Source organism: Paraburkholderia sp. GAS348 (assembly GCF_050434205.1).
GTDB lineage: Bacteria > Pseudomonadota > Gammaproteobacteria > Burkholderiales > Burkholderiaceae > Paraburkholderia.
Window position 1 is genome coordinate 132,231 of sequence record NZ_JBNPVT010000005.1, and the last position, 12,464, is coordinate 144,694.

8 protein-coding genes are annotated in these 12,464 nt (G+C 57.6%); all 8 read right to left on the minus strand.

Features of this window, described 5'->3' with window-relative positions; genetic code table 11:
• Positions 1 to 27 precede the first annotated feature (27 nt).
• Complete coding sequence (locus P3T22_RS11050; protein ID WP_429324966.1) at positions 28 to 1,521, minus strand: hypothetical protein; 1,494 nt, start codon at positions 1,519 to 1,521, stop codon at positions 28 to 30.
• Positions 1,522 to 1,633: 112 nt separating this feature from the next.
• A complete protein-coding gene (locus P3T22_RS11055; RefSeq protein WP_429324967.1) occupies positions 1,634 to 2,743 on the minus strand; it encodes a glycosyl transferase in 1,110 nt (369 codons plus the stop codon).
• Positions 2,740 to 3,840, minus strand: a complete 1,101-nt coding sequence (gene wecB, locus P3T22_RS11060; protein WP_429324968.1) for a non-hydrolyzing UDP-N-acetylglucosamine 2-epimerase — start codon at positions 3,838 to 3,840, stop codon at positions 2,740 to 2,742. The genes P3T22_RS11055 and wecB overlap by 4 nt, the downstream gene beginning before the upstream one ends.
• An 11-nt stretch (positions 3,841 to 3,851) precedes the next feature.
• Positions 3,852 to 7,523 (minus strand): polysaccharide pyruvyl transferase family protein, encoded by a 3,672-nt coding sequence (locus P3T22_RS11065; protein ID WP_429324969.1) that lies wholly within the window; start codon positions 7,521 to 7,523, stop codon positions 3,852 to 3,854.
• Entirely contained in the window at positions 7,520 to 8,818 is a 1,299-nt protein-coding gene (locus P3T22_RS11070; protein ID WP_429324970.1) for an ABC transporter ATP-binding protein, read from the minus strand. Before P3T22_RS11070 ends, P3T22_RS11065 begins: the two co-directional genes overlap by 4 nt.
• Positions 8,819 to 8,918: 100 nt before the next feature.
• The gene (locus P3T22_RS11075) at positions 8,919 to 10,193 is read right to left on the minus strand and encodes a glycosyltransferase (RefSeq protein WP_429324971.1); all 1,275 of its coding nucleotides are present in this window, start codon (positions 10,191 to 10,193) and stop codon (positions 8,919 to 8,921) included.
• A gap of 1 nt (position 10,194) precedes the next feature.
• Positions 10,195 to 10,830, minus strand: coding sequence for an acyltransferase (locus P3T22_RS11080; RefSeq protein ID WP_429324972.1), 636 nt, complete (start codon positions 10,828 to 10,830; stop codon positions 10,195 to 10,197).
• A 125-nt stretch (positions 10,831 to 10,955) separates the two neighbouring features.
• Positions 10,956 to 12,377 (minus strand): mannose-1-phosphate guanylyltransferase/mannose-6-phosphate isomerase, encoded by a 1,422-nt coding sequence (locus tag P3T22_RS11085; RefSeq protein ID WP_429324973.1) that lies wholly within the window; start codon positions 12,375 to 12,377, stop codon positions 10,956 to 10,958.
• Positions 12,378 to 12,464: the final 87 nt, after the last annotated feature.

Consider the following 12,464-nt stretch of genomic DNA (forward strand, 5'->3'; position numbering starts at 1 on the left):
CCACCAACGAAGTCGGCAGGCTAGAGGCTATCGCTTTAAAACGAATAGGTAAAACCCCGGCAAAAATTCGGAAATCTGTGTGACGTGATAGTCTTTTTCGATAGCGGTGTCGAATATTTTCTGATTGAAATCGCTACGATGTTGCGAAACATAGGGGGTGTATCTTTCACGTCTGGATGACACCAGAATGATGTAATTTGGTTCGGAGCGGAACGTGACATCCAGCCTCTCATCAGGATGCTTTGCTATGGTTGCATTGCACAGGCCGAACATATCGATAACGGACCAGTTCGATGTGTATGAGATCAACCCGACCGAACTCACGGCGACAACACCACTGCGACTCTCATTCTTCAGCGTTTCGCCAATCGCACCGTACGTCGATTTCAAAGCCTTGGCGTAAGCGTTAAGAAATGTCATCTCGCCAGGATCGATCGACATCGCACTTCCGATCATGAGAAGGGTAAGCAAAGCGGGAGCGGCGGCAGCAACCTTGTAGGTATTTTTGTTCAGCGTTTTACTTGCTGTACTCAGCCCAACAACGATTAGGATCGGGAGAATCGGCATCAGAAATCTGTGGCCTTCTCCCATGAGGTGCTCCGGCTTTGTGAAGAACAGCATGTAGGCCAAGGCACCAAGAAAGAGCCCGCGGCATTTGCCTGTCGCTATCAACGAGAGAGCAACGGTCAATGCTACGAGCGGCTCTTTCAGGAATCCCAAGACACTGTCGACCCCGTGAAGACCTGAACCGGCTGCCTTAATGTAAAAAGGTAACGGTAGAAAGCTGGAAAAATACCACCACCGCCAGCCAAAATACAATGTCCCTGCTAAAACGTAGCACAGTCCGCTGCGGATCAATAGTCGCTTGTCCTCGCTTCGGGAGGTAGTAAAAAAAACTGTCAAAAGCATGGCGACAGCTAAGAGACTCAGATCAGGACGCACCAGACTCATGGCAAGGAGTGTTGTCGCAAACACCCCGGCCGAAGATAGTCTTACGCCATCTTCAAAACGTAGAACCTGGTATGCGCCGAGCGTTACCAACAGCGCCGACAGTGCGGTTTCCATCCCTGAAACAGACAGGATCGAAACCGGAAAGAAGCATAAATACGCGCTTGCGCCGACCAACGGGAATAGGATTCCCAGGTATGCGTGCTTTCTCTTTTCTGTGGCCTTGGCAATGCAGAATCCGATAAAGAGGGCTGTAACCAGCACAAAACACAAGTTGATCACCTTCGCGAACGCGTCCGCCGGCACCTTTGCCAGAAATGCAGGCGCCATCGCTATCAACCACAGAATGCTTGTGAATCCTTCGGTTGGAAGCGCGTCAGTCGGGTTGAAGCGCAGACCGTATCCATCGATCATGTTCCGCGAATAACGGAACGATATGTACGAATCGTCCATTGTGTAATGCCAAATCGATACATACAGAAATCCGAAGTATGCGAGCGCACACAAGAGAATACTGACACCGACTACGGCGACGCCGAAGCGCTGAACACGGCTGTTCGGATCTGATTTCATGAAAGTGAGCGGTTGGAATGGTGGCCTTCTTGTTTCATGGCAGCTTTGCCGCACGGACCTCTGCAGCGATGCGAGGTCCTTTCGCGCGAGTCAGGATGCTTGTCTGATAAACTCACTGGAGCATGCCCGCGCTGGCGAATCGTGCAGTCCAACTGTTGGCGGTCCTGAACTGGTCGGTGTCTTCGCTGCTCATCCGATACTGGAGCGCAGCATCGACGACTTTACTCAGTTTTTTCGGCTCATCCGATAAAAACGTGCCCGGTTCATCGCCGCGCAATGCCATTTCTCCGAAGTGTGTCGAAATTACGGGGAGACCCAATGCCCGGTACTCGTAGTACTTGATCGGGTCGACGCCGTCGGTGAGCTGGTTGCGGATAAACGGGATCAGGCCAATATCAAATTCGGACATGGCCTTGAGCGCAGCGGCGTGCCCGAGCGGTGGCAATACCTGAACATTGGGCGGTAGCGGGCCAGGCGGGTGAACGAACATCGGGCCGATCAGCCGTACCGTATCTGCCGGGCGACTCTCCGCCAGCGCAACGAGCCAGCGCCAGTTGAACCATGCGCCCATCGTGCCGAGATAGCCGATGACATGCCCTCCCGCGCCTGCCGTAGACGCGCTGCGCGCAGCCGGCAGTACGGCGGGGTCGAGGCCGTTATATACCAGTTTGGCGTCGGGCCGGATATTCATCCAGCGGGCTTGAATCGCGGACGACGAAACGAGAATCTGGCTAACCTCGCGCGCGATCTTCTCCTCGGTTCTTGCAAGTGCTGCTCGCGACACACCTGTGTAGAAGGACGGAAAGTCGTCCATGCTGTCGTAGACGGATCGAGCCGGATGGGTCGATCTCAGCAGGTCAAGCGCGAGCGCTGAGGGTTTACCGATTGCCAGCAAGGTCGGGTTGGCGGCGCACAAGCGAGCGGTCCGCGCCGCAAGGCTACGCCATCTGAGACGATTGATGAGTGTGCTGCCGGGTAGTGGCTCGATCGGCAGGCAGCGTAGCTGAACGACCTCAAGCCAGGGTGGGAGAGAGGATTGCGCGCTGCCGCTGTTGCTCGACGGTCGTTTCAGATCTCGAAGTGTAGGTAAACGCGTGGGATAAGGATCGACCCATAGCACGCGGCCTGCCGTTGAAGCATGAAACCATTCGACGAACTTATGAGGACGTTGTGCAAAACTCGCCCATGGCAGCGGCGATAGGTAGACAAGCTGCTTGATCATCCCAAGCGCGCCAGCACGACATCGACAATGCGTTGCGCCGCTGCTCCATCGCCATACGGCGACACACCGCGCGCAACCGCGCGGTACGCATCGGCATCGTCGAGCAGCCTTTGCGCCAAGCCAACGATATCCGCCGTCGCAGTGCCGACCAGTTTCACGACGCCTGCGTCTACCGCCTCCGGGCGTTCTGTTTCCTTGCGTAGCACCAGCACGGGTTTGCCCAACGCCGGCGCTTCCTCCTGTACACCACCGGAATCGCTAAGTATCAGATAAGCACGCTGCATGGCTGCGACGAAGGGAATGTAGTCGAGGGGCTCGCAGAGAACGATTCGCGAGTGGCCCTGCAGAAATGCACGTACGGTCTGCTGAACGTGCGGGTTCGGATGAACGGGAAAAAGCACCTGGATGTCGTCGTTGTCGTCGACAAGCTGCAGGATCGCACGGCAGATGTTTTCAAGTGGGGCACCGAAATTCTCGCGACGATGTGCGGTGACAAGGATTAGACGCTTGGTATCGTCGAGCGCGACTGCGAGGGCAGGGCGCGTGTCTGCTACCGATCGCAACGCATCAATTACGGTATTTCCTGTCACCCAAATCGTGTCTTGCGGGATATGTTCGCGCAGCAGATTGTCGCGTGCGCTTACTGTGGGCGAGAAATGCAGACTGGCGAGACGTCCCGCGACGATCCGGTTCATCTCCTCAGGGAACGGGTTATTGAGATCGCCGGTACGTAGACCCGCTTCGACGTGGCCGAACGGAATATGCCGATAAAAGCACGCGAGGGCAACGGTCATGACGGTCGTCGTGTCGCCCTGCGCCAGCACCAAGGCTGGCTTTTCGTTGACGAGGACAGCGTCAATGTCATTCAGCAGGCGTGCAGTCAAGCTCGCCAGCGACTGATTTGGACGCATGACGTCGAGATCGATGTCGGGCCTTATATCGAAGCATGCAAAGATCTGGTCGAGCATGCCGCGATGCTGGGCCGTGGCGAGCACCCGTACGTCAAATTCGGCATATGCTTGCAATGCCCGGATAACGGGAGCCATCTTGATGGCCTCCGGACGCGTGCCCACCGCGCACAATATGGTTTTCGGCATGGGGGTCCTGCTTAGCTGGTGTAATCGAGGTAGAACTGAGAATAGTCACGCCACTTCTCCTTGAAGTAGTTGGCGTTTCGCAGGAACAACGCTTGATACGCTTCGCTACCCGTATTAGCCCCCGTCGTCTGATGAGGCTGGTGGCGAATCCCAGACAGATCCCGGTACGTGACCTTCATTCTGAGCGCCTTGATCTGGAAGCACAAATCAGTGTCCTCGAAACAGGTCGGGTCGTAGAAGGTGTCGAATCCATGCGTGGCCTCGAATGTGCAACGGCGCATGAAGAAACCACTCGTGCCCAGAAAGCCAATGTCGGCGCGGTAGCCGTCGCGGATCGCCGCTGCGTTCATCGCCCGGTTCGGACAATAGTCGGCGATCATGCCTCCTAGGTCGGTGCGCGTCGCGTCAAACCAGCCGGCATTCCACCCGATTACACCGATGCTCGCATCGTGCTCGAGTACGTGCAGCGCTTCGGCGAAGCCTGAAGAACCGACGAACCACTGATCACTGTCGAAAAACGCGATGTATTTTCCCTTGCTGTGCTGGACGCCGAGATTACGACCGGACGAGCAGCCGTTCTGGGGATTCCGTACCAGTTTTACCTGCGGAAACTGGCTTTCGACTATCTCTGCGCCGCCATCTGAACTAGCGTTGTCGACGACAACGACCTCCGACATATACGGAGCGCAATGCGTCAAAAGTGTTTCGAGGCACCGCGCGATGATTCTGGCGTTATTGTGGATCAGGATCACGACACTGACGTCATGACGTGGCACGGGCGGACAGAGCTGTTCGAGACGGCCAAGCCAACTATTGTTTGCGATGAAACTGTCGTCGACAAATGTGGTGGCATCTGAGCGGGCGAGAGCTGTGCATTGGTCAGCGAATGATTGCGCATCTTCGCATACATGTAACCCAGACGAGACAGGCAGGCCGAAATTGAGAGAACTCACCACATGTTTGCGTTGATGCAATCCGGCATAGACGCCTGTCATGCTGTCGGAGTCGAGAAGCGCTTCCGGGACGAGAGGGAAATACAGGAAGTCGGCGTAAGCAATATACGCTGGCACTTCGGTGACGTGGCGGCTACCGAGCAGCACGATATTGGCAGGTAAATCCGCCGGAAGCTGGCCGTCTGCAATCAGATAGAACATCACCTCGAGGTTTTGTTCTGCAATCCGCTTGAGGAGGGCCCAGTCAAGTGATGCCAGTCCGTTGACCGAATAGAACAGCGCGATGCGGCGTTTCTTCTCATCGAATCCAGTGGGCCCTTCGTACTTCTTGTAGGCGTCGAAGATGGAGTGAGCGGCTGCACCCGGCAGCTTTTCGACCACGGCGTGTGCTGCCGTATCGATGATGCCGGCGAGCGCCGGCGTCGCTACGGTGCAGCGGTCGGCCTCGCTGACGAAGGTGCCGAAGGGGACGTGTCCTGGCGCCCTAGTCCGGCTCCAGTCATAGGCCACGTCGAAAATCGTTTCGACGCCCCGATTCTTCGCGTACTCAAAAAACGGCAGGGCGCGTGAGTCCGGTACGCCGATGATCAGCTTCGCGAACTCCGACGCATGGCCGAAGACGCCCTCAACGGTTGCGGAATCGATGGATTCGTGGATCAGACCGGGAACACCCGTTACGGGTAGCGCGGACGACCCTGTATGCGACGCGTCCAGGTAGATGACCCGGTGGCCGGCGCCGAGCGCTGTGGTGGCAAGCTGGGCATACCGGTGTCCCGCGCCGCCCCAGTCGTATCGGTGCGGCGCGATGATAATCAGTTCCGCGCGCTGAAGTCTCGCCGCTGCCTGGAACCACAGATGCCGCTCGTCCGTGTGGCCATTCGCGTCAGTGGCGGCGGGGAGCGCAGGCGTGGCATGCATTGCCTGCTGGACATGGTAGTGGCGTCGGGCCGCTGAAACCAGTGCGCGAACACCGCCGTTTCGAAGGATGTAGGCGGCGCGGCTCATATAGGCACGGGGTGCGCTGAGATACCTGCGGAAAAGCATAACCGTGTGTAAAGAAGGTTGAGTTTTGATCGGAGCCTCATCCAGTGTGCCAGGCTGGCGCACGTTGAACAGAGCGAATAGCCGCGGATGATCGGCGATAATTTGTCGGAATGCCTGCTCCTGCTGGGCGTGCCTTTCCCGCTCGGCATCACGGGCCGCTGTGTGTTCTGCGCGTTCACGTTCCGCCTGTTGTTCAAGCTCGATTCGCGCCTGTTCCAGACGCTTGACCGATTCTTCGAGCGTGACCAGCCTGTCGGCGGCACGGGCTAGTTCGTTGGAGGCTTGGGTAAGCTCGCCGTCGAGCCGCGCGACGTGGGCCGCGCTTTCGGCAAGCTCGCCGTCGAGCCGCGCGACGTGGGCCGCGCTTTCGGCTAGCTGTACATCCCGGTAGTGCAGCAGATCATGCGCTTTCTGATTGATGCGCTGCGAACCATCCCTCTGCCAGATTGCCTGCTGGAGCCACGCGCTCATCCAGTCGAACTGGTCGCTATGCCAGCGTCCGGGCGCAGTGGCGCGCGCGCGCGCCGTAGCAAACGCGTCGTCGAGGATTGCGGCGTGGACACGCGTCGAGGCCGCGAGCGTATTGAGCTTCGCCTGTGCAATGGTCCACGCGGTTCCGTCTGTGCCAGTCAAAGAACGCAGCACGCTAGCGAACCGCGCCTCGTCGTCGGTCAATTGCAGTCTCATGGTGGCAGGCAGGCCTGCCATGTCATGCGCCAGCGACATCTTATTGTCGTACTCAAGGGCGGCCACAGGGATCGACCCACCGATCGCGAGGATACTTCCATGCAACCGCATCGAGAATACTGCGTCGCATTCCTTGACGATAGCGAAGGCTTGTTCAGGTTCCAGTCTGTCGACGATCACGCTTTGAACGACGTCCGCCGTGGCCCGCTGTAACTCTTCGACAAAACAACGGTCCGTAGCGCTTTCGCGTGTTCCCTCACTCCACTGAAATCCTATCCAGACGATTGACCAACTTGCGTCGAGCGTCTGTCGTAGCGCAGCGATGAGCTTTTCTTCCCATCCACGGTTGAATTCCCATGGACGCACGATAACGGCGAGCTTCTTCTTGCCGGTCAAAGGCGCCAGTTCGGCGGCCGACGGGATGTCCGGCTGAGGCATGGCGACGAATGCCCATCCGGGATCCGCGCCGACAGGGATGTCCCTCTGCACACCGATTGATTGCAAGAGAGCCAGCGAATCGCTGTCGCGCAACGAGGCATGATCGACTAGCGTGAAGATGTCCTTGACAATCTCGCGCGCGGCGGGATTGGTCAGTGGACCGACCCCATGGGCCCAGATCGCGGTGCGAACGCCGAACTGGCGTGCCATGTAAAAAATGCGTGCGTATGCAGCAATGTCGTTTTGTGTCGGATCGTACAGTGCCTCGACGTGAAAAGGGTGGTGGTCCTGAAAGATACCGCCGCCGCCAAACACGAGCAGATCCGCATCCGAAAGCGCGCGGCCGATGTCGCCGAGATTGAAGAATTCGACTGCATCGATACCGTGATGCTGGCGCGTGTACTCGGGGTTGATGCTAAGCGCGACGAGCTCGCCGTCACGCTCCTTGACCCAGCGTGCCAGAACGGTAAGCAGCAGTTCGTCGCCCACATTGGGGGCGCCGTAGTACCCGAGCGCCACGATTTTGATGTGACGGGAGGGGGACGTAATGATCTGGTTCATGGTTTGAACTCGAATTCGGGGCAAGGCGCTAGCCAGCCTGAGCCACTATTGCTTTGCGGGAGGACATCGATGTGGCCCCCGTAGGGCAGGCGCGCATGGCGCTTGTACTCACCCGACTCGATGTCGCCTACGCCGATCGCGAGGACGTATCGATTGCCGGAAAAGTTGGCGCGCAATGCCCAGGTGAAATGATAAGTGCCCGACTCGAGCGGATCCAATTCCAGATTCATGTTCTGAGTCGTTGCACTCCACAATACGATGTCGTCGACACTTTTGATCTGCAGGCCAAAGCACGGGTGCCGGTTCGGCTGGGAGACGCGAATCGAGACGGTTACCCGGAACGGATCGCCAAACGAAAAGGTCGTGCGGTCCTTGCCGGTTTCATCGGTGATTTTCACGTCGAGAATCGAGGTTTTGTCCGACACCACTCCCATTACGTCTTTCTCCTGAACCGTCTCGCTGGCGGCATCGTCAGGCAGCGGAATGTCGATCGCGCGGCCGCCTTCTTCGTCCACCAGGTCGTTAGCGTATAGCTTGACGACGTCCCTACATGCGCCGTCCTTGATCAGTCTGCCGCGCTTCAGGTAGATGGCCCGGTCGCAATACTCGACGAGGGTATTTGTCGAATGCGTAACGAGCAGGATCGTCGTACCGCTTTTTTGAAGCTGCCGGATACGGGTTAGACATTTCGTCTGGAACGCGGTGTCACCGACAGCGAGCGCTTCGTCGACAACCAGAATGTCCGGTGAGACATGGATGGCTACCGCGAATGCAAGCCGGACATACATTCCCGATGAATAGGTTTTGACCGGCTGGTCGATGAATTCACCAATGTCGGCAAAGGCTTCAATATCGTCGAATCGCGCGCGAATTTCCTCAGGTGATACGCCCATGATGCGAGCGGAAAGCATGACGTTCTCGCGACCGCTGAATTCCGGGTTAAAGCCCGCACCCAGTTCGAGCAGCGCGGAAATGCGCCCGTTCACGGCCACGGAGCCTTCGCTTGGCGAGAGCGTGCCGGCGATCATTTGCAGTAGTGTCGACTTGCCCGAGCCATTTCTGCCGATGATGCCGATGGTTTCGCCGCGCTTTACCGAGAACGAAACGTCGTGGAGTGCCCAGAAATCCCGGCCATACTGCCGGGTTGTGCGACCCGGCACCTTGAAGCGTGCCGCGAGCGATTGCCGCAACCGATCTGCCGGTTTGTCGTAGATACGGAAGCACTTGGACAGGCGCTCGACATTGACGAGCATCTGTTCGGCCTGGCTTTGTTGATCTAGCGCACGAATTTGCATAAGGGGAGCGGGTAAGGTTTAAGCTGGCTGAGTGACGCACTGCGTGCGCCACGTCACCAAGCCGGTTGCACAATCTGGTCGTATCAAGCCGAGTTCTCTTTCAATGGGATGCGGACGCCATGCGCGCCGATTCGCTGCCGGTGACCTTCATCAACTTGTTGTAGAGACGACGCTTGGCGTCCACGCATGCCACAAGGTCGTACTTGCTGTTTAGCAGTGCGCGTGCGTTCTCGGACAGCAGAGCGAGTTTGTCGTGATCCTGCGCGAGTTCGATCATCGCGTCTGCAAATTCCCTTGCGGTGTTGCATATCACGATATCACGATGATCGACCGCTCCAAGGCCTTCGCATCCCTTCGACGTACTGAGTACTGGAATGCCGTTGCTCATGGCCTCGAGGATCTTGACGCGCACGCCGCCGCCAGAGAGCAGCGGAACAAACAGTAGGTGTGCGTCGGCGAGAATCGGGTCGAGAGACGGCACGAAGCCGTGTACAAAAATGTGCTGGCCATCGTGGATCGCCTTGAGATCGTCCGGCGGATGGGCGCCGGTGAAGTGCAGCCTGATGTTATGTTCCTCAAGCTTGTCTTTGACGAGCGGCAGAATTTCGCGAATGAACCACGCGACCCCTTCTGCATTCGGGTACCACCAGAATCCGCCCATCCATAGCAGGTTGAGTGCGTCTGCCGGCTTTTTCCGGTAGTCGATGTCCTTGACTGGAAAGCAGAGCGGCAAATAGTGTTTCTCGACTGGCGCCGTTATCCGATTCATGTCTTCCTGCGAAATGAACGTCATCGCATCAAACTTCCATGCGTTGTCGATCTCGACACGTTGCGCGTTGCGCCTGCTGATTTGTGCGACTTTCTCCACCGCCGCCTTCTGCCAACCCGTAAGCCCCGCGGGAATCCAGAATGGGAACAGGTCCGATTCGATGTTGTGGCTGACCAGGATGGCAGGCAGTTCCGGCGCAAATTTTCTGAAGAAGGCCAGATGACTACTGTGCACTTCAAGCAGATCGATTTTCTTTTCCTTGATAATCTTGAGTGCGCTTTTGATCGCCGAGTGGCTGAAATAACTGGCGTCCATGAACGGCAGACCGTGCCACGTATGGACGAGTGAATGCAACACGCGCCTCAGCGTGCCCTTTTCCGCGGGCATGGCTGCGCGCGGCTCCACATGGACCGATTTGAAATGCCGGCTGTAGAGCGCGTGATTTGCCTCGATCTTCTTCTTCTCTTCTTCGCCACCAATCGTGAACAGGTGGAAATCGTACTCGTCGACAAGTGGTGCGAGCGCGTTCATTACATAGATAGGACCGCCCGCGCTGGCGGGCAGCGGCGGGGACAACGTAAATACGAGGACGTTCTTTTTCTGCATGCTAGGCACGGGATTCATCAAAGACATCAGTATCAAAGAAGGGCGAGAAATCCGTCAGATAGGCTATTTCGCGATTGCGTTCGCCAATGATCTTCGCAGGAACACCACCAACAACGGCGAAGTCGGGCACGTCTTTCGTGACTACCGCGCCGGCTGCAACGACAGCACCTTCGCCAATCGTCACGCCGGGCAGGATGATCGCGCGAGCGCCAAGCCAGGTGTGATCCCGAATCTGCACCACGCCGCCAATCGAGGCGAAGCCGGGATGGTTATGGTCATGGTGCAGGCTCAGGATGCAGCACTGGAATGAGATATTCACATTGTTTCCGATCAGGATGCCCGTGCGTCCATCAAGATAGATCTCGCGGTTGAGCACGCAATTGTCCCCGATCGTAACGTTGCAGCGTGTGTGATAGCCGGTGAAGAACTGACGCATGCTGACATGTGTTCGGTTGCCGATTTTCACGCCAAGTATCCGGCGGTAATAGCAGTTGCGGATTCGTTCGACTGGTAAGTGGGCGATAAAGTTGTTCGCTAAGTAGTATTTCAGTGCTGCCAGAAAAAAATAAGTCGAAGACCCAAGAAGCCGGGTCTTGAGCCTACTCTTGATACGGGCCCGAAGGCTTGCATTGCTCATGTCTGATGGCCGGGTTGAGTCTGCCGAATGTCTGGCGCGCAACTGCTATTGACGTTCGAAACGTACGCGGTCCGGGCAGCTTGTCTCAGGAAATACCGACCGCCGCTCGTCTTGCGGTAACGCGTTTAGCTTCTGCCGTAGTTGTCGTCGAAGCGCACGATGTCGTCTTCGCCGAGGTACTCGCCACTCTGGACTTCGATCATCACGAGATCGACCATACCCGGATTGGTCAGACGGTGCTTGTGCCCTGCCGGGATGTAGGTCGATTCGTTCGTGCGGACGTAGAACTCATTCTCACCGTTGACGACGAGCGCCATCCCGCTCACGACAATCCAGTGTTCGTTGCGATGATGGTGCAACTGCAGGCTGAGACTGGCGCCCGGCTTGACCTCGATTCGCTTGATCTTGAAGCTGCTGCCTTCTTCGAGCACGGTGTAGATGCCCCATGGCCGATTCACGGTGCGATGTACCCTGAAGGCTTCATGACCCCGGGACTTCAGTGCCGCGTAGACGTGCCGGACGTCCTGCGCGCGGCTTCGATCGGCGACGAGCAGTGCATCGGGCGTATCGACGATGAGCAAATCCTTGACGCCTACAGCGCCGATCAGCCGGCTGTCGCTGCGAACGTAGCAATTGCTGACGTCGTGAAGCAGCGCCTCGCCCTCGATGCGGTTGCCCTGTTCGTCGGGCTTGGCGAGGTCGCCAAGCGCGTTCCACGAGCCAATGTCGCTCCAGCCGATGTCGCACCGGACAACGGCGACGTTGCCGGATCGCTCCATCAGCGCGTAGTCGATCGAGATGTCCGGGGCGCGGCTCAGCAATTCGCCGTTCAGTTCGACCTGCGAGACGCCGGGGCCTGTCGAGCGCTGCGAACCGTTCATGCATTCGCGTGTCGTCTCGAGGACATCCGGACAATGCTCGGCCATTTCCTTCAAAAGGGTGTCGGCGGTGAAGCAAAACATGCCCGCATTCCACAGGAAGGATCCAGACTCGACGTACGTTTTAGCGACTTCGACCGTTGGCTTCTCGACAAAACGCAACACGGACGTGCCATCGGCCTCGATGTAGCCGAAGGCGGTCTCAGGAAACGTGGGCGTGATGCCGAAGGTAACGAGCGCTCCCTCGGCAGCGAGTGCGGAAGCTTCTTTAACGGCTTGTGCGAACGCGGCCTCGTTCGTGACGAGATGGTCGGCAGGCAGTATGAGCAGCAATGAGTCTTTACCCAGCGTGGCAGCAACGTGGAGAGCGGCAGCCGCCACCGCCACGGCCGTATTGCGGCCGAACGGTTCCAGCAGGAAGGAGGTAGTCAACTGGCTGGTATTGATTGCGCGAAACTCATCCGTGGTCTTGAAGTAAAGATCGCGATTGGTGACCGTCAGGATTTCGCTCACACCCGGCAAATGGGCACCGCGCTTGAACGCTTTCTGCAGCAGACTTTCGCCGTCCTCGAGCCGGATGAACGGTTTGGGGTGCGACTCACGCGACACAGGCCACAGACGTGAACCCGCTCCGCCACAAAGAATCGTTGGGACCAGTTGGGTCGACATGATGGTGGAAACCTCCGGTGATCTATATATTGCGCGTTGCCCGTTGGGGACGACACGTCATGCGCGGATGCCATGCATCGTCCGAGG